General features: G+C 62.5%; 15 protein-coding genes, 1 tRNA gene and 1 pseudogene. 12 read left to right on the top strand and 5 right to left on the bottom strand.

Translation table 11 applies throughout. The annotated features are described in order from the left end of the window. Positions 1-316: 316 nt before the first annotated feature. From JWR51_RS17250 to JWR51_RS17235, 4 genes are all read left to right on the top strand, one after another. Complete coding sequence (locus JWR51_RS17250; protein WP_299750262.1) at positions 317-2692, top strand: hypothetical protein; 2376 nt, start codon at positions 317-319, stop codon at positions 2690-2692. Between the two features lie 101 nt (positions 2693-2793). Then, the gene (locus JWR51_RS17245) at positions 2794-4251 is read left to right on the top strand and encodes a hypothetical protein (RefSeq protein ID WP_299750260.1); all 1458 of its coding nucleotides are present in this window, start codon (positions 2794-2796) and stop codon (positions 4249-4251) included. A gap of 17 nt (positions 4252-4268) precedes the next feature. Continuing rightward, positions 4269-5723, top strand: a complete 1455-nt coding sequence (locus tag JWR51_RS17240; RefSeq protein WP_299750257.1) for a S8 family serine peptidase — start codon at positions 4269-4271, stop codon at positions 5721-5723. 62 nt (positions 5724-5785) lie between these two features. After that, positions 5786-6142: a hypothetical protein gene (locus tag JWR51_RS17235; protein WP_299750254.1), complete on the top strand. Its 357-nt coding sequence runs from the start codon at positions 5786-5788 to the stop codon at positions 6140-6142. A gap of 90 nt (positions 6143-6232) precedes the next feature. Here JWR51_RS17235 and JWR51_RS17230 read toward each other — a convergent pair whose 3' ends face one another. The 5 genes from JWR51_RS17230 to JWR51_RS17210 form a co-directional block, all read right to left on the bottom strand. Continuing rightward, positions 6233-8371 (bottom strand): hypothetical protein, encoded by a 2139-nt coding sequence (locus JWR51_RS17230; RefSeq protein ID WP_299750251.1) that lies wholly within the window; start codon positions 8369-8371, stop codon positions 6233-6235. A gap of 182 nt (positions 8372-8553) precedes the next feature. Further along, positions 8554-9156 (bottom strand): CHAT domain-containing protein, encoded by a 603-nt coding sequence (locus JWR51_RS17225; RefSeq protein WP_299750248.1) that lies wholly within the window; start codon positions 9154-9156, stop codon positions 8554-8556. A 343-nt stretch (positions 9157-9499) separates the two neighbouring features. Continuing rightward, positions 9500-10585 carry a tyrosine-type recombinase/integrase gene (locus tag JWR51_RS17220; protein ID WP_299750245.1) on the bottom strand — a complete coding sequence of 362 codons (1086 nt, stop codon included), beginning with the start codon at positions 10583-10585 and terminating at the stop codon, positions 9500-9502. Positions 10586-10590: 5 nt separating this feature from the next. Continuing rightward, positions 10591-10875: a hypothetical protein gene (locus JWR51_RS17215; protein WP_299750242.1), complete on the bottom strand. Its 285-nt coding sequence runs from the start codon at positions 10873-10875 to the stop codon at positions 10591-10593. Positions 10876-11218: 343 nt separating this feature from the next. Further along, positions 11219-11293: transfer RNA gene (locus JWR51_RS17210), tRNA-Thr, on the bottom strand. Positions 11294-11420: 127 nt separating this feature from the next. On the opposite strand from JWR51_RS17210, the gene JWR51_RS17205 reads away from it, so the two are divergent. The 8 genes and pseudogenes from JWR51_RS17205 to JWR51_RS17170 all read left to right on the top strand — a co-directional run bounded on the left by JWR51_RS17205 (position 11421) and on the right by JWR51_RS17170 (position 17918). After that, complete coding sequence (locus JWR51_RS17205; protein WP_299750239.1) at positions 11421-11594, top strand: hypothetical protein; 174 nt, start codon at positions 11421-11423, stop codon at positions 11592-11594. A gap of 147 nt (positions 11595-11741) precedes the next feature. Next, positions 11742-13034 (top strand): UDP-N-acetylglucosamine 1-carboxyvinyltransferase, encoded by a 1293-nt coding sequence (gene murA, locus JWR51_RS17200; protein ID WP_299750236.1) that lies wholly within the window; start codon positions 11742-11744, stop codon positions 13032-13034. A gap of 24 nt (positions 13035-13058) precedes the next feature. Then, positions 13059-13442, top strand: a complete 384-nt coding sequence (locus JWR51_RS17195) for a hypothetical protein (protein WP_299750233.1) — start codon at positions 13059-13061, stop codon at positions 13440-13442. Positions 13443-14512: 1070 nt separating this feature from the next. Continuing rightward, entirely contained in the window at positions 14513-14950 is a 438-nt protein-coding gene (locus tag JWR51_RS17190) for a DUF2948 family protein (RefSeq protein WP_299750230.1), read from the top strand. Between the two features lie 16 nt (positions 14951-14966). After that, entirely contained in the window at positions 14967-16259 is a 1293-nt protein-coding gene (gene hisD / locus JWR51_RS17185; RefSeq protein ID WP_299750227.1) for a histidinol dehydrogenase, read from the top strand. An 8-nt stretch (positions 16260-16267) separates the two neighbouring features. Further along, a pseudogene (locus tag JWR51_RS17180) lies at positions 16268-16741 on the top strand (UPF0262 family protein); the annotation flags it as partial. A gap of 57 nt (positions 16742-16798) precedes the next feature. Then, positions 16799-17227: an arsenate reductase ArsC gene (locus JWR51_RS17175; protein ID WP_299750356.1), complete on the top strand. Its 429-nt coding sequence runs from the start codon at positions 16799-16801 to the stop codon at positions 17225-17227. Between the two features lie 52 nt (positions 17228-17279). After that, on the top strand, positions 17280-17918 hold the full coding sequence (locus JWR51_RS17170; RefSeq protein ID WP_299750224.1) for a Maf-like protein: 639 nt from the start codon (positions 17280-17282) through the stop codon (positions 17916-17918). The last annotated feature ends 10 nt before the right edge of the window (positions 17919-17928 follow it).

The raw sequence follows: 17928 nt of genomic DNA, 5'->3' as shown, positions 1-17928 counted from the left end.
TCAGGCATCGAATATCGGAGGCCATAGGCCGGCCTCTCGACTGCCGAAACACTGGCTCACGTTACTTCAGTAACGACGCATAAACGTTTTCCAGCCGGCCTGCGCAGAGCAACCTTCCTAGCAGTGTAGCCGAAAATCTATGACGACAAAATCTCAAGACAGTTGTGAGCGTATCCGATATCAGATCGACTTCCAAGCTACAGTGGCGTATGGACGACAACATAGAAAGTTGCAGAAAGTTTCTGGCCTCTGCGGTTGCTTTTGCTTTCGCAGCCGGTGATGAGTTAGCTTCGGGGCGAGCGGGGAGCGCGCGTCTATGCCGCCAGTTATCGACGATGATGTCTTCGAGGGAAGCGGCGACGGGCTCGGCCTTCCGGTCCGGCGACTCGCCGAGGGGCCGTTTGGGCTCGAGATATCGGGATTGGATCGAGCCGATCCACCTGGCTATTCCGCCGGCGGCGTGCCGCGCGCGGATGGGTTCAACGGTAACGTTTTCGAATTGCCGGTCACGGGCGGGATGCCCGAGATCAAGTTCAGTTGCAAGGTCAGCGGCTTTGATCCCAAGGTGGTGCCGGTCATCTGGCGGCTGCAGACCAGGCACGTGCTCGGCCGGTTCAGCAAGGTCTCCGGCGGCGAGACGCCGCACTATCGCAGCAAAGTCGCGCCGCTCAGCGACGAGTGGCGCGGTGAGAGCGGGTCCGCGGCGCTCGTGCTCTTCCCCAAGAGCGCTCCCGCGGAAGCGCATGTGGGCGGAGCGCATGCGATCCTGAGCGTTGCTGTCAAACCGCCGGGTGCAGCCAACTGGCTACAGGACTATGTCCACCTGCGGATCGTCGGCACCAACCCGGACGAGAAAGCAGTGCGTGCCTTCATCAGGTCGGCATTGCCAGGGCGCGACCAAAATCTTCACACCATGCTGGATGCCATCTTTGCCTGGGAGGCAGGCTTCAAGCAGTTCGCGAGCGGCAGCCAGAACAACGTCAAGTACAAGGGCGTTCGCTTCACCTGGCCGCGCGATCCGACGCGCTATCCCGTGGGGGCCTTCGATTTCGGCATCGGCCTCTCGCAGTTCACCCATCCCAACGATCTGGCCGCATCTATCGCCTGGGACTGGCGCGACAACATGCGAGCGGGGATCAACATTTTCCTCGATGCCCTGAGGAAGACGCACAAGGCGGGGATCACCTGGATCGATTGGGCCATCGCGGGATGGACCCGCTACAACGGCGCCCCGGCCTATGCGGCGGAGCGGGCAAAGTCGGATGACGGCAAGCTCGTGTCCAAGCAGGCGATGCCTGCCGGCCTGAACGTCGCGGCGCTGACCAAGGTACTCCCGCTGACGGTGGCGCCGACGTGGCCGGCGTGGCCCGCGGACGGGCTGCTGGCGGGGTCGACTGAGAGCTTTGCGGCCGCCGCTCGGCATTCGTTGCGTGGCATCACGGCGATCGGTAGTACCTTGGCGCGGGTTCAGGACCGCGACCTGCTGCTCTGGCTGTGGCCGCAGTTCGAGCGGCAGGTCCGCGAGTTCGATCCGCATCGGAATACGCCGATCTTTCCCGGCCTTGATCCCGCTGCCATCGAGGAACTGGTCTCTGCGCTCGATGAGGCTGAGCTCGAAGCGGCGCTCAACCATGCTCTGGCGACTGCGTTGGTCGGCACTGGCAGCTCGGAGCTGGCTGCAAGCAGGGGCGGGCTTGCGGCCGCTGTCGATCTCAACGCGGAGTGGAGCCGGCTCAGTCCGTTCGTCCAGAACAACGTCGATGGCAAGTTTGCCGGCTACCAGAGTATGCGCGGCAAGCTCTTCGCTCAGTTCGGCGCCCCGGGTGATCCGGACAAGGCCATCGCCCGCATCAACGCTTACTACACGCAGCTCGTCTCCGCGGGCTTCCCCAAGGCCAATAGCGGCGCGCCGGTCCACCCCAACCTCAAGGCGTGCTTTGCCAAAGCTGCGGCACTGGCCGCAACGAAGAATGCGTCGGCCGCAATCGCGACGATGAAGAAGATCGGCGGCTTCGTGATCCGGCCCAATGTCAATTCGCCGGATCAGCTCTCGATGCACTCGTTCGGCAGTGCCGCTGACATCGACTGGGACACCAACCCCAACATCAAGGAGGAGAACCTGCCGCTCGACCTGATCGCGGCGATCACGGGTGTAGACCTCTATGGCCCTGAGAGCGAGCTGCTGCGGACGCCGGCGGCCTATGACACGCTGCTGCCGGCAGCAAAGGTCATCAGCAAGGCCAACGCCGACTTCATGGCCGCCTTCAAGAATGATGCGGGCTTCAAGGCCGCGACGGCCACGATGGTCAAGCGGCGGCTCGGGCTCAACCTGACGGCGACGGAACTCACCAAGGCGCACGGCTTTGCAACGGCCCAGCCGCCGAAAACGAGCCAGCTCGAAGTGATGTTCACCGACAAGGGCGCAACTCCCGTGAAGGCCCGGGCGATGGCAAAGCTGGCAGGCGAGGCGGCAGCGCTTTTCCGTAAGGCGGCAACCACCACGGCGCCCAGTGCCGCGAACGGCAAAGCGGCAACGGTGGCGCGATTCGGCTTCTGCACCCACGCGCCGGAAGCAATTGCCGCGTTGGTCGCGAGCGATGGCGGCGGGCTGCGCTGGCTCGGGGCGGCCAGGGGCACGAAGGACTTCATGCATTTCGAGCTGTTCGCAGCCGACCGTCCGGCACTGTTCTGAGGGTGAGAGACATGCTGAGGATAGTTATTGCCGTTGCGCTTCTGCTCCTCGCTACGGCTGCTGGCCTAAAGGCGCAGCAGCTGGCTCTGGTGGATGCGGTGGTGACGCTGGAAGACGGCGCAGCAACCGCCAGCGACGCGATGATCCTCGAAGGGCACAATCTCTCGGAGACGCAGATGGCGGCGACGCTCGGCATCCGCGAGCTCGGGGTCCCGAGTGGTGCCGCGGCCGTCACCGTCACGCCCACCGAGATCACCAGCGAAGAGGGGGGCCGGCGCTGGGTACTGACGGTCGAGGCTTCGGGACTTGAAGGTGAGATCAGCCAGCAGCGCTATCTGGCGATCCGGCTGGGTGACCTCGTCGCCACTTTTCCCTATCAGCTCGCCAACACGCCCTCGGGCACCTTCACATGGACCATCACTGGGCCGCATGCTGAAGTAGGTCTCGGGACTGATGGAGCGATCGACATCGCTATCGCGGTCACCGGGCGACCGGCGACCGGGGTGGTGCTGATGCAAGCCGACCTGGTCGGCGATGAGACCCACGCTTTGGTCAGCGGCGGCTGGGAGCTGTGCGATGCCGGAGACGTCTGCTCACCCGCAACCGAGCTGGCGTTCGACGCCAACTCGGCGAATGGCCTCAAGCTGAAGCCGGCGAAGCCGCTGGTCGGCAAGTATACGGGGTCCATCACGATTGGGTCCGATCAGGATCCCGCCGGGCAGACTATAGCCTTCACGGTGTATGGCACCTCACTGGTGTTGCAATCCCTTGGGGTACTGGTGGTGCTCCTTGGGGTTATCGCCGCCTGGTTGACATCGACCTGGGCGCAGAACCGGATCAATCGCAGTGAGCTGCTGCGTCCGCTGATCGCGCTGAGCGATCGTGCCAGCGCGCTCGCGGCGAGGCTGGCAAAGCTGCCTGCCCCAATCAGCGCCCATGTGCAAACCACGCGCACTCAACTCGCCGTTCTCACGGGACGGTCGATGATCGAGGAATTCGATCGGAACCGACTGCTACCGGCGAACTTTCCGGTGCCGGGCGCAGGGGGGGAAGCATGGGCCGACGAGTACAAGACGGCGCTAGCCGCCCGGGTTGAGCGCTGCAGCATCATAGAGTTCATTCTCGATGCTGGCCTTGAGCCTTTGGTCGCGTTCAACACTGGCGAAAACGCGCCAGCTATTGGCGCGGCGGCGGCGACGATCGATATGCAAAGCGCCATGGCCAAGTCGCTTGACGATGCGAAGGCGGTCATCGACGTCGAAATAGGGGCGTTTTCGGTGGCCGCATCCGTGACCGACACCCCGGTGCCAACGCTGGCCGACCTGGCGCTCGACGTGAAGCGGACCAGCATCGTGTTCTGGATCGTATTCGGGCTGCTGGCGACTGCGCTGGGCAGCTACGTCGTGGTTTTTTCCAATGCCGGATTCGGGCTTTGGACCGATTTTCTGTTCTGCCTTTTCTGGGGTTTCGGGCTGCCCGTCACGGCGACCCAGGCGGGGCAGGCGACCATGAGCACCGTCGGTACCGCACTTTCGGTACCGGTGCCGCAGTCATCATAATCAACCGGGAGGGGCCCATGCTCAGCAGTGAGATCGACGAAGCCATCAATGTCCAAGGCTATGCCAAGGTTATCGTGACGCTGGCGCCACCGGTGGTAGCGGAGGCCGTGGCGGCGGGAGGGCCGCTGGTTAGCATGCGGGCGGCGCGAACGCCGACCCACACCGCCGCCGCGGGCCTAGAGAACCACTTCGTGATCCCGGCAGAGACGCAGGCCGAGAGCCTTGCGGTCACCGCTCGTTCCTCCGCTAGCAAGGACTTTCGTCGGTCGCAGTCGGCGGCCGATCGCCGGATGCGGGTCTATCCGCATCTCGGTCTAGCAATTGGCTATGTGAACCGGGTGGGCGCGTCCGCCCTCGACCGCGATCCCGCGGTGTCTAGGGTCGAGAAGGCGCCCGAGCTCAGCCTTATCAGGCCGGTCGCGACGCGTGCCGTGACGCCAAAGGCGGCCAAGACGGTAAGCTGGGGCATCGTGACGCTGGAAGTCGACAAGCTTTGGGCGGCGGGCTTTGACGGCAAGGGCGTCCTTGTCGGTCACCTCGACACCGGCGTGGACGGTAAGCACCCTGCGCTCAAAGGCGCTATCGCCGCGTTCGCCGAGTTCGACATGGCCGGCGACGAGGTGGTGGGTGCCTTGCCCTATGACAGCGGAGAGCACGGGACACACACCGCCGGAACGATTGCGGCAAGGCCGGGCGCCAAGGGTAGCTTCGGCGTAGCGCCCGGAGCACAGCTGGCGTCGGCGCTGGTGATCGAAGGCGGGCAGGTAATCGATCGCATCCTCTCCGGTATGGACTGGATTATCGCTCGCGGCTGCCGCATCCTTTCGATGTCGTTGGGCCTCAGGGGATACACCCCGGCCTTCGAGCAAATCATCAACGCGCTCCGCGCGGCTGGCGTGCTGCCGATCATCGCGGTGGGCAATGAGGGGCCGCTGACCTCGCGATCGCCCGGCAACTACAGCACGGTGCTGTCGGTCGGGGCAATGGATATCGCGGGGGCGGTGGCGAGCTTTTCGTCCAGCCAGACGTTCAGCCGCCCAGACGCTCCACTGGTGCCCGATCTCGTCGCCCCAGGGGTGGCCGTGCTGTCATGCATTCCGGGACGCGCTTACGCCGAGATGGATGGGAGCTCGATGGCGACGCCGCACGTAGCGGGGCTGGCCGCCGTGCTGCTGCAGGCGCGACCGCAGGCGACGGTGGATGAACTCGAGGCGGCAATCATTGCCTCATGCAAGCTGGGGAAGATGAAGGCCCCGCGGGCCAATCGGGGCCTGCCGAACGGGCCTCGAGCCTATCAGCATCTCACGGGGCTTCCGTTGCCCAAAGCAGCGGCTACCGCGAGCGCCGAAGTTGCTCGGCCTCGCCGCAGAAAGCCGTTACAGAACCCTGCCATGCCGGTGGAGGACGTCACGGCTGCCAGGAAGGCTGCGACCCGTCAGCCGGCGAAGAAGGCAAGACCGCGCCCCGCCTAAACAAGATGCTCGCAATTTCGGCACGGTGCGCCCATATTTAGCGCGTTGCCGGAGGCATGGACATGACCCACAAAAAAGTCGCAGCAAGCGTCGAATTTTCCAACGAGTCCGTCGCGGCGGAGCTCGCGAGGCAGGGGCAGGGAGGCGATCCCGTCGGCGCCCAGATTTTCTTTGAAGAAGGCGTCGCAGCGGAATCGCTCAACGACACCGCGAGCTACGTCATCCAAGCAGCCGAGGAGAGCCTTGGCCGGCCCGGGTCGGTGACGCTGGGCAAGGTTCGGACCTCTGCGATGTCGGCATCGGTGAGCGGCGACCCCGAGGTCATTGCAGCGATCCAGAACAGCCCCGCGGTCAAGACCGTCCTGCCCAACCAGATCGACGATATCCTGCCCAAGCCGCAGGGCCGTAAGGCGCTCTAGCCCGGCAGCGACTAGATTTTTCGACCTCTCTTCCACTTTTTTCTGCCAGAGAAGGTCGCAGAACGGCCCGCTGCGCCCGTGCCCGCTGCCTTATAGGGGTGCGGCGCGCTCTAGGTTGTGCAATTCTGTCGCAATCTCGCTTCGTAGCGGCTCGCAAATAGCGTCTTTAGGAACGAGTGCTCGGGCCTCACGAAGATGGGCTAGGCCGTGGCGGAATTCGCCTATCTTTACCTCCACGTCCGACAGGACGCGAAGAGCGCTAATCTTGGTGAAGACGCTGTCCAGCCGCCGCGCAATCCGCAAAGACTCGTTGGCGGCGGCGGCAGCGCGTTCGAGATCGCTGTAGACTGTCAGCCGGGCCGATAGCCGAAGCAGCAAACCTTCCAGCGGCGTGTCGCCGGTGTTCCGCGCTTCCCCCAGTAACTCGCTGATAAGCCTGTCCGCCTCGTCGACGTCCGCGACCCCGTCGACACCCGTCATGAATTGTTTCACCCGGCTGTGCTTCCCTTTCGCGGCTTCAAGCCGTCGGATAAGCAGCTCCGCCTTGGTCTGCACAAGTAATTTGGTAGTGGCGTCCCATCCAAGTTCCTTCGCTGCGTCTTCTAGGGTCTGGACGAGACGCTCCGCCTTGCGCGACGAGCTCAGTACGTTGATTTTGCGGAAAATTACCTCAAACCGGTGACGGGCATCCAAACGCCTCGAACGCTTGTAGCAGCCTTTCATCTCCCGGGCGTGGTAGCGGGCTTGTGTAGTACAATGGATAGTTGAGAAAACAAGCGCGATTGCATCGTGCATATGTCCCTTTCGGTGTTCATCCTCCGTGAGGTTCAATGCGCGATACATCTCGTCGATCCCTGCTGCGCAAAGGCCGGTTTCGAAGAGTGCCCGGCCAAAAAATTGGCCAACCTGAGCATTGCCTTCTCGCCGTGACGGGCTTCCCTTGCCGAGCAAGGCCACAACATCACTATATCGGCCCGTACTTGCCAAAACCTGAGCCGTCTTCTGCACGAGCCCCTCGCCAAGGTCCTGATCAAGCACGGCACACTCCCCCGCCCATCCTTCCGGAAAAAACAGGGCTATCAGGTCAAGTATCAATCTATTTTCGTCCAGCTTTACGCCGAGGTCCATCCAAATCGCGTCGTCGAATAGCCGGCATGCATCATCGTATCGTCCGGCCCGCGCGTATTGATAAGTGATTTCCAACAAAGGTTCGGCCTGCTCTCGCGTCCTGATAGTTTGAGGTCGCGGGATCGACTCGAAAACGCCACTAATACGGTCGGCGACGGCAGTTTTGTCTATTAGCCGCGAATAGCAGTAGAGCCTGACGATTGGGTGCAGGTCAAACTCCTGCTGGTGTTTGTTCACCCAAAGCAGCCCGCGATCGACTAGTCTGTCTACTTGTGCCCAGAAGTAGTCCAAACTTTTGGTGCCCAGCACCGCCTTAGCAGCGTCAAACGAGGTCGCTCCGCGAAAGGCCGAGATGATACCAAGAAACGTTTGCTCTGGCCCACTGAGTGCTTCGTATGCCTGTTCCAACACGTGGTGCTCCCGTTGGACGAGCTCATCGACTATCTTCGGCTCGGATCCCGCGAGCAGAGCCGCGTTGTCGTACCCCGGATCGGCCAGAAGCCCGGCAGCAAGACGAAGGGCAAGGGGATGCGAACAGTAGGTGCGAGCCACGTCGGCAATGAAGGTTTTATTAAGGCCTTGAGTTTCCCTTTCCAGGAACTCGGTCGCCTCGTCTTCGGAAAGGCCGGGAATCTGAAGCTCATCAACTCCGTTTAACCCCTCAAGTTCTATTGGCATCAAACGTGAAGTGATCAGTATCTTGGTTCCGCCACCCGGCACGGACGCAATCGTCCGCAGGAGCTCCCGAAGACGAGGGTCTGAGAAATACCTGATCGAGTCCTCTTCTTCGCGCCGGTGAGGTTGATCAAGGCCAGAGAACCCCAAGAGTTGCCGTTCAAGACCGTCGAGCACGACCAGTCCACGCTGTTGCTGCATCGCCGTAACAAGGGATGAGATGACGTCCGTGGGCTCTTTGCCTACGCCAAGGAAATAGTGTAGCGCGGTATGGAAAAACGCCGAAATGCTGGCTTTGGACTCGTAAAATGAGTACCACAAGATACCTTTTGGGCGTTCGTCCGTCGGGATGGCGGACCCGATGCTGACATCGGTGCCGCGTAGATCCCCGTGAAGCCACGACCAAGCAAGCGAACTTTTTCCCATCCCCCCTAACTCCGTAATAGCGAGGATGGTCTTCGTCGGCGACTGCCACCAATCGCTAAGCCGACGCCGCTCAGCCTCGCGCCCGACGAAGTTGCGCGCTAGGGGATATGCGGGCATATACAGCGGCTGGGCGGGCCGCAGGCCAACGCCGCCCCCGCCCCCCGGCGCAGTCGGGGCGGGGGCTATCGAGGGGGCGGCCGCTCCTCATTGGAGAGCAAATAAGTGGAAGACGCTGAGCCTTTGATCCGCTCCAAGAGTTGCGGCTTGTTAGCGTCAGGCAGGTTCTGGATGTCGATCGAAACCCTGGCCAGTTCGAATGCCTGCCTGAGGTTGGCACCTTGTGCCAACAACTCGTAAAGCGTCCGGGCAAAGGCGATGGCCGGAGCGTCGCCGATGGCGTCGTTCATGCCGATGACCGCGTCAACATGCTCAATTATTGCTTCGGCCTGCAGCGCACTATAGCAAGCATTCAGCACCACTAGGCGCGTGCTGCCTCCGGCAAACTTGAATAGGTTCGCGATCGGCTCGGCGCGCGCGGGGGCGGCATTGCCATTTTCATCCTCGAAAATGAGTTGGCCCTCACTGGAGCCATGCCCACTGAAGTGGACGATGGTTGGCATCTCGCCGTGGACAATCCGAATGATCGAGTTGAGCCGAATCGCGTGGTCCTGCTCAAAGCCAATCTTGGCGAGCCCATGCTTGCCCCGAATAGCATCCTTTATTTCTGTTGCTTCCCGTCCGAGCCGAAGCCTGGTTTCTTCAGACGGGTTGGCAGCGAGAAACAATATCTTGCTAATTTGAACGGCCCCTACAGATCTTCCCAAGTTGAGCTCACACCATTTAATCAGTTTTGTCCACCTAGGCCTGCAGTAAAAGGTACGCGGCGCGTCGGGGCGCCAGAGTTGTTTCCAGAGCGTAGCGTAGCGGCTAGTCAGTCTAACGATGGACGTGTTCTCGGCTTAGGGCATCATCCGGCCGCGTTCGAGGGCTGTGGGCACCGGCGACGAGGCAGCGGGGTCACGTATCGAAGATCGTCCAGAATTTGGACGCGATGGCTGAAATGTCGGCTTTCGGGCGATCGACTAGTCGTCGTGAATGACCGGAATGGAGCGCCAAGCGGACGATGGCTCAGTCGTAAATCTTATACGCAGCTAGCTTGTCGACTGCGGCCTTCTTAGCGCGGAGGGTTACATCGCCATATCCATCGGATGCGGTCCTCCCCGTGTGCCCCTGGATGCTGTCGACAATGTGAGGATCCAGCCCAGCTTCGCGAGATAGTGTCTTGAAGCGGTGTCGCCAGCCATGATTGGGCTGCACCCCTTCCGGGACAAGTTTCTCGGCCTGAAGCCATTTGCCTACTCGCGCCGATACAGCTTGCGCGGGCAGTTTTTTTGGATCTGCGTCTTGCGAATGAAATAGCGGCCCCTCGGCTGATTGGTCGACGAACTCAAGAAAGTTGATATCTATCAACTGTTGGTGGAGCGGCACGTCGCGATACTTCTTGCTCTTCACGCTACCTGCCTCCGGCGTGATGTGCAGGTAGTGGATCCCATCGACCGTTCGCACGTCAGCTTTGCGCAACTGCAGGATTTCAGCAACGCGGGCGCCGGTGAAGGCGCAGAGCCAAGGCCCCCACCGTTTCGCCGCGGTGACATGCTCAGATTCGCGATTTGCCGGGTTTTCGCGGCTCAGTGACTGGTACTTCAGGCACCGTTTAAGGACTGCCAGCGCCTCGGCGTCCGTGAAGCCCTTCTCACGCAGAACAGGCGCGGCATACATCCGCACCCTGACGCCTTTGGCCACGTTGGTCGTCAGCATCCGATCGGAGACCGCGTCAGAAAGAACTGCCTTGAGCGAGGCTAGCCAGACGTCCTTTACGGTTTTCGGGCTAAGGGTCTGGAGCCTTGCGTCACGCCAAGCGATGACCTCCTCTGTGGTCAACCGACGGGTGTCATCCGCGTGTTGGATGACCGACCCCTTCAGCCCTCGCGAGCTCTTCAGAAACTGCAGTAGATCCTCGAAGACGCGCGTCCATGCTTTTCGGGCGGATAGCCCGCCACCGTGCGCTTCCAACTGCCTGAGGTGCTGCTCTAGCAAGTGACGGAGCGATAATGGTTCGACGAACGACTCTTTGACGACATCTTCCACCACCGGAGCGAGATGGGGCGGGTGGATGAGATCATGCGCCGGGACGCCTTCGTCGCGATCATACATGCGAGCTAGACCTGGAGCTCCGCCTCCGCGATGGCGCGCGCCGCCTTTCGCCATTCCGGCATTCCGCGATCTGCACTGAGATTTCCCCGCAGTGCATACCGCTTGAGGAAGCTACCGAGAACGGTTTCTATCTGGTCGTCCTGCAAGGCACCCGATGAAAGGGCGCGCAGATCAGCGACATAGGAATCGTCGATCCCGACCGAAGCCCAGTTCGGGCCGGAATCGCGCAACGCATCGTCCAAGGCCAACTGATCGTTGTAGTGAATTCGTGCGAGTTCAGACGCCGTCATGGGTGCAGCTCGAGCAACTGCCAGAGTCGTTTCCGCACTACGCTCAGCGGCAAGGGCGCGCCTGGCATGGTCAAGTTTAGCGTTGATCGTCACTAGCCCGCCGGGCAGCTTCTCTAATGCTACCTTTCGATCGGCTCCAAGAGGCCCTCGTAGTTCGTTGGTGCCGATGCATCGCCGAAGTGCCAGCGGTACCGTCCGACGTGCATAGTAGCGTCCATCGCGAAACAGCAAGTAGGGTATTTTTCGAGCCAAAGCGCCGACCATTTTGTAACGTGATTTGTAACGTGAAAATGTACATAACCCCTGAGAAATCAAGAGTCTCAACGATATCAATGTGTTGAAATGGTGCTGCCGGACAGGATTGAACTGTCGGCCTCCCCCTTACCAAGGGGGTGCTCTACCACTGAGCTACGGCAGCATCTGGCGCGCTGGGGGATCGGTTCGATCGGGCGCGGCGACGTGGGCTCTACTGCCATAGGCCTTATCTCGACGCAAGGCCAAAAAGCGCTTAAACCCCCGTGCCAGTCAATCTGGATGCAATGCCCATGTCCAAATCCGATGAGGCCAAGCTGCGCGAGCTAAGATTAGCCGCAAAGCTCCGCGAAAACCTGAAACGTCGCAAAGGCCAGGCCCGGGCCCGCGCGGATGCCGATGCCCAGGCGCCCGCCGCGCCGGACCTGGAGATCGGCCAGGATCTGGACCCTGGCAAGACATCGTAAACTATTTTCGGGCGAACTGTCCGGGATCGCCTTTCACTGCTTCGATTGCCCTTCGGGCATGACTCGGATACCAAGACCGGCTTTCACCGGCGCCCGGCGCGCCAGTCAAGATTTGGGCAGAACGCCCATCATTTCAGGATACCGATAATGGATCGCATTCGTTTGGTTGGCGGCAATGAGCTCCGGGGCGAAATCCCCATCTCCGGCGCCAAGAATGCCGCACTCCCACTGATGATCGCCTCGTTGCTCACCGACGAGCCGCTGATCCTGCAGAACGTGCCACGCCTGGCCGACGTCAAGCAGCTCGAGCGGATTCTGGAAAACCACGGCGTCGATATTGCGGTGCACGGGCGCCGTCGCGGCGAGGACGATGGCGCCGGCCAGCGTATGACCTTCCATGCCGCCGACATCGTCGATACCACGGCGCCCTACGAGCTCGTCTCGGTGATGCGTGCCAGCTTCTGGGTCATCGGCCCGCTACTGGCCCGCGCCCACGAAGCGCGTGTCTCGCTGCCCGGCGGTTGCGCCATCGGCACGCGTCCGGTCGATCTGTTTCTCTATGGCCTCAAGGAATTGGGTGCCACCATCGAGATCGATGAAGGTTATGTCGTCGCCAAGGCGCCCAAGGGCGGCCTGATCGGCGCGCATATCGTTTTCCCCAAGGTTTCGGTCGGCGCGACGCATACGCTTCTGATGGCCGCCACGCTGGCACGCGGCGTGACGGTACTTGAGAACGTCGCCATGGAACCTGAAATCACCAATGTCGCCGAGTGCCTCGTCGCCATGGGGGCCAAGATTTCCGGCATCGGCACCCGCATTCTGACCATCGAGGGCGTCGAGCGGCTGCATGGCGCCACCGTCGACGTGATTCCCGACCGGATCGAAACCGGCACCTTTGCCATGGCCACCGCGATGACGGGTGGCGATGTGCTGCTGCGCGGCGCTCGCGCCGAGCACTTGCAGTCGGCGCTTGATATCTTGGCCCGCACCGGGGTGGACCTGACCCAGGAGGCCGATGGCCTGCGCGTACGTCGCAATGGCAATGGCATTCAGCCGGTCGATGTCGAAACCGATCCATTCCCCGGTTTCCCCACCGATCTGCAGGCCCAGTTCATGGCGCTGATGACCATGTCGTCCGGCGTGTCCAGCATTCGCGAAACCATCTTCGAAAACCGCTACATGCACGTGGCCGAACTCGCACGCTTCGGCGCCGATATCCGTGTCGAGGGCCAGGTTGCCACCGTCACCGGCAAGCCGACGCTCAAGGGCGCCCAGGTCATGGCGACCGATCTGCGCGCCTCGGTGTCGCTGGTCATTGCCGGCCTTGCGGCGCACGGCGAAACCGTCGTCAACCGGATCTATCATCTCGATCGCGGCTTTGAACGGTTGGAAGACAAGCTGAGCCGCTGCGGCGCCGAGATCGAACGCGTCGCCGGCTGATATCGAACCGGGCAGGGGGCGCCGATGTTCGTTTTGCCGTTGATCGTTTTCGGGTTCTACCTGATCCCGATCCTGTTGACCTGGACGGTGCCCCGTCCCGTGCTGCTGGCAGCGGTGGTGCTGACCACCATCGCGCCGGCCATCTGGCTGCTCGTTACGATCATCGGTGACAGCAGCGCCGCCACGCGGCTGGGCCTGACTTGGTCCGTCCTGGTTTATCTGGCGCTGGCGATTGTGGCCGGTATCATCATGGGCCGTATCGCCCTGCCGATCGCGCGCTGGTTCGCCCGGGTCCACCCGCGCGGCGTGGTGCCCACCTGGATTGTCGCCATTGTGTTCCTGCCCGGTCTGGCGTTTTATCTGCTGATGGGCGCAGAGGCCGGAACGCTGTTCAATCCGGCGCCGTAGTCTTGGCTTTCCAGCCCGAAACTATCGGCTCTCCCACCGCACCGCCTTGTCTATGGCACAATGCCTCCACCCACTCGGTGTCATACCGGCGCAGGCCGGTACCCATCCCGAGATATCGCCCCAGCCGCCAGGTCGCCGCATAGTGCGACATCGTGGCTCTCATCACCCCCACCCAACCTCCCCCTCGAGGGGGAGGAGTCTACCGGTGAGTTAAACTGGATCGCGCTCCAAGAGTGGCGCGTCCTCCTCCCCCTGCCAGGGGGAGGCCGGGTGGGGGTATCGTTTCGCACGAAACTATCTCGCCTCTCGCCTTGCTTGGCACAACGCCGCCCCACCCACGGTGTCACCCCGGCGCAGGCCGGGGCCCATCCTGAGGTAGCGCCCCAGCCGCAAGGTCACCGCGAAAGCCACCGATCCTGCCACGTCCTGATGGTTCGAGGCTCGCTGCGCTCCCACCATGAGGACTACTCGGGCAAAGAAATCTATTGAGACAGCGATACCCGATGAAACGCCGCAATTCCATCAGTAGCCCTCTTGTTGAGGTGCGAGCCCTTGCGAGCCTCGAACCACGAGGGCGTGGCACGATCCTGCCCATCTTATCCCCACCCCCAATTCCTCCCGCATACTCCACCCCGATATCTCCACAATGGCTGCGGGTTCGCGACGAACGGCCGTGGGGAGTTTGGTGGGAGGGGAATGCGGTCGCGCGATCCCTGGGCCAGCGCGACGTTCGTCATCCCAACTCAAAGGATGGCCACGTTCGGGCGGCCAGAAACCCCATCGCATGCGGCGAGACGCTGTCTCGCTTACTAAACAAACCCATGAGGCACGTCTCGCCGCATGCCGCAGTCTTCGAACCGTCCCGCAATAGCGGGCAATTCGATCCAGTGGATCGATTTGAGGAGAGAAGGCCATGAGAGCTACGCTCGAATGGCACCGCCCGGCCCCACCCGCGCGGCGATTTCTCATGCCCAAAATCCACCCCCGCATTGCCCCCGTGCCGACAAACTTGTAGATCGGACGGGGCGTGACCAGATACGCTTCGTCTCCATGCAAAGGGCCGATACTCCATGACTGACCTGAAGCTCCTGGCGCTCGATACCGAAGACCTCGATGTCATCTCTGCCCATGTGCAGGATGCCGTCGTGCGTGTCGCCGATATGGGCTATGCCCGCGGCGATCGGCGCTTCGCCCTGCTGATGAACCGTTTCGACTGGGAAAGCGGCAAGCAGGGCCGCCGCGACAAGGGCCAGCGCAAGCGCGCGGCGCTGCATTTCGATGCCGTCCAGTCCGTAGTCACCGCCGGTTTTGATCCCAATTCCAGCGACGGCGTACTCGAACTGCTCGCCATCGTGTTCCAGCCGATTGACGGGCCTGCCGGTATCATCGAGCTGCAATTTGCCGGCGGCGGCACCGTGCGCCTGGGCGTCGAATGCCTCGAAGCGCGCCTTGCCGATCTGGGTGCCACCTGGGGCGCCAGCAATACCCCCACTCACGCCATCGACTAAAAAGGTCCCGCTCCTTATGCCCATTCGCCTCGATAGCCAGGCCGCCAATTTCGAAGCGGAGTTCGTCGACCTGCTCGGCAGCAAACGCGAATCCTCCCAAGAGGTTGGCGATATCGTGGCGACTATCATCGCCGAGGTCCGCAAGCGCGGCGACGATGCGGTGGTCGAATACACCAATACCTTCGACAAGGCCGGCGTCACCGCCCAGACCCTCCGGTTTACCGAAGAGGAGATCGAGCGCGGCGCTGCCCGCGTTACCTCAGAGGTCGTCGGCGCCCTGCAATTCGCCCATGACCGCATCCGCGCCCACCACGAGAAGCAAAAGCCCGAAGATCACATCTACCAGGATCATCTCGGCGTCACCCTGGGCAATCGCTGGACCGCAGTGGAAGCCGTCGGCATCTACGTGCCCGGCGGTCTCGCTTCCTATCCGTCCTCGGTGCTGATGAACGCCGTGCCCGCCAAGGTCGCGGGCGTCGAGCGCATCGCCATGGTCGTGCCCACGCCCAATGGCCAGCTTAGCTCCTCCATTCTGGCCGCCGCCAAGATTGCCGGCGTCACCGAAATTTACCGCACCGGCGGCGCCCAGGCCGTCGCCGCCCTTGCCTATGGCACCGCCACCATCAAAGCTGTCGACAAGATCGTCGGCCCCGGCAACGCCTTCGTCGCCGCCGCCAAGCGCCAGGTTTTCGGCCAGGTCGGCATCGATATGATCGCTGGCCCCTCCGAAGTCCTCGTCATCGCCGATGGCTCGGCCAATCCGGCCTGGGTCGCGGCCGATCTCATCGCCCAGACCGAACACGGGGCAGGGGCCCGCTCCATTCTCATCACTACCGAAAAGGGCCTCGCCTCGGCGGTGATCGCCGAAGTCGCTCGGCAACTGGCCATCCTGCCCAAGGAGGCCCTCGCTCGCGAAGGCTGGGACAAGTATGGCGCCGTCATCACCGTCCCCTCGCTCGATGAGGCTGTGACCCTCGCCAACCGCCTCGCCTCCGAACATGTCGAACTGGCGATCGACAATCCCCAGGCGCTGGTGCCGCGTATCCGCAATGCTGGCGCCATTTTCCTCGGCCACCACACGCCCGAGGCCATTGGCGACTATGTGGGCGGCTCCAATCACGTCCTGCCGACTGCTGGCTCTGCCCGCTTTGCCTCGGGCCTCGGCGTGCTCGATTTCATGAAGCGCACCTCCATCCTCGGCTGCGATCCGACCTCGTTGTCGGCGCTTGCCGAGGCCGCGGTGATCCTCTCCGAGGTCGAAGCGCTCGATGGCCATGGCCGCTCCATTTCCATCCGGCTCAACCATTGAGCATTTCGATGCAAAACGAGCACGAGGCCGCCAGCACCGACCGCCTCGTCACCGTAACGCTCGATCCCAATACCATCACCTCGATCAACCCCGACGTGGTGCATGAATGGCGCATCGCCATCTATGACCTGCTCGAAGACAACAGCTTCCGCCCCGCCCGCGTCACCGCGGTGGGACCCTTTGCCCTCCACGTCTCCATCGTCGGCAATTACATCGTCCTCGACGTGCGCAATCCCGACAATTTCCAGCCCATCGCCGCGCACTATTTGTCGCTGACCCCGTTCCGCCGCCTGATCCGCGACTATTTCCGCATTCGCGACGCCTATTACGAGGCGATCCGCTCGGCCCAGCCTTTCCAGATAGAAACCGTCGATATGGCCCGCCGCGGCCTGCATAACGACGCCGCCGAATTGCTGCGCACGCGGCTGTTCAACAAGCTCGAAATCGACCTCAACACCGCCCGCCGCCTGTTCACCCTGATCTGCGCGGTTCAACCCTATGCCAGCCGCATCGACGAAAGCAAAAGCCAGCTCCCCACCGTGCTGTTCGTTTGCTCGATGAATTCGGTCCGCTCGCCCATTGCCGCGGCCCTGGCCCGCCAATTGTTCCCCGGCCGCGTCATCGCCCGCTCGGTCGGCGTCAATGGCGGCAAGGCCGATAGTTTTGTTCACGAGGTGATGGAAGAGAGCGGCATCGACATGTCTGTCCACACCCCCCACACCATGGACGAACTCGTCGCCTCCCATTTCGACCTGGTCATCACCCTGTCCGACGACGCCCCCGACGCCGTGGCGCGCAAGGGGCTCGAAACCGGCGCTCTCGAACACTGGCACGTGCCCGATCCGTCGCTAGTCGAAGGCCCCCGCGACGTGGTCCTGGCCGCCTATCGCGACCTGCGCGACAACCTGCGCAAACGTGTCCGCGAGCGGCTGGAGGCCCTGGTCACAGGCAGTTCACAAAACCCCTGATTTGGTCTAGCCAGTATCCCACGCCTCCTTTCCCCGCATGTGAGCAATATTGATGGCCAGCCGTCCCGATCTGATTCTGGCCTCTGCCTCCCCGCGCCGCCTGGCGCTGCTCAACCAGATCGGCATCGAGCCCGAACATTTGGTGCCCGCCCATGTTGACGAGACCCCCGAAAAGGCCGAACTGCCACGCAAGCTGGCCCAGCGCCTGGCCGATCTCAAGGCCCTGACGGCCCAGCACAAGGCTCGCTCCGCCGGCTATGGCGCCAATGCGCTGGTGCTGGCCGCCGACACTGTCGTCGCCGTCGGCCGCCGCATCCTGCCCAAGGCCGAGACCATGGAGGAAGCCTCCGCCTGCCTCCGCCTCCTGTCAGGCCGCTCTCACCGCGTTTTCACCGCCATGACGCTGCTGACCCCCTCCGGCGCCAAGCGCCAGCGCCTGGTCGAAACTCGCATCCGCTTCAAGCGCCTCTCCACCAAGGAGATGGAAGCCTATCTGGCCAGCGCCGAATGGCGCGACAAGGCCGGCGGCTACGCCATCCAGGGCATTGCGGGCGCCTTCGTGGTCAAGCTCTCGGGCTCCTACTCGGCGGTCGTCGGCCTGCCCCTGACCGAAACCGCCACCCTGCTTGCCGGGGAAGGCTATCCGGTGCATTTTAACTGGCTCAACCAGTCATCGCTGTCGGGTGTCTGATGACCAACAC

Origin of the sequence: Devosia sp., assembly GCF_028290625.1 — a bacterium.
Classification (GTDB): domain Bacteria; phylum Pseudomonadota; class Alphaproteobacteria; order Rhizobiales; family Devosiaceae; genus Devosia.
This window is presented reverse-complemented; position numbering and strand designations above follow the sequence as displayed.

Bases quoted from the DNA above. Each gene is read 5' to 3' on its own strand.
- JWR51_RS17230 (WP_299750251.1), bottom strand. From the start codon at position 8,371: ATGGGAAAAAGTTCGCTTGCTTGGTCGTGGCTTCACGGGGATCTACGC.
- JWR51_RS17190 (WP_299750230.1), top strand. From the start codon at position 14,513: ATGACTGACCTGAAGCTCCTGGCGCTCGATACCGAAGACCTCGATGTC.
- JWR51_RS17170 (WP_299750224.1), top strand. From the start codon at position 17,280: ATGGCCAGCCGTCCCGATCTGATTCTGGCCTCTGCCTCCCCGCGCCGC.
- JWR51_RS17195 (WP_299750233.1), top strand. From the start codon at position 13,059: ATGTTCGTTTTGCCGTTGATCGTTTTCGGGTTCTACCTGATCCCGATC.
- hisD (WP_299750227.1), top strand. From the start codon at position 14,967: ATGCCCATTCGCCTCGATAGCCAGGCCGCCAATTTCGAAGCGGAGTTC.
- JWR51_RS17235 (WP_299750254.1), top strand. From the start codon at position 5,786: ATGACCCACAAAAAAGTCGCAGCAAGCGTCGAATTTTCCAACGAGTCC.
- JWR51_RS17240 (WP_299750257.1), top strand. From the start codon at position 4,269: ATGCTCAGCAGTGAGATCGACGAAGCCATCAATGTCCAAGGCTATGCC.
- JWR51_RS17215 (WP_299750242.1), bottom strand. From the start codon at position 10,875: ATGACGGCGTCTGAACTCGCACGAATTCACTACAACGATCAGTTGGCC.
- JWR51_RS17220 (WP_299750245.1), bottom strand. From the start codon at position 10,585: ATGTATGATCGCGACGAAGGCGTCCCGGCGCATGATCTCATCCACCCG.
- JWR51_RS17205 (WP_299750239.1), top strand. From the start codon at position 11,421: ATGTCCAAATCCGATGAGGCCAAGCTGCGCGAGCTAAGATTAGCCGCA.
- murA (WP_299750236.1), top strand. From the start codon at position 11,742: ATGGATCGCATTCGTTTGGTTGGCGGCAATGAGCTCCGGGGCGAAATC.
- JWR51_RS17250 (WP_299750262.1), top strand. From the start codon at position 317: ATGCCGCCAGTTATCGACGATGATGTCTTCGAGGGAAGCGGCGACGGG.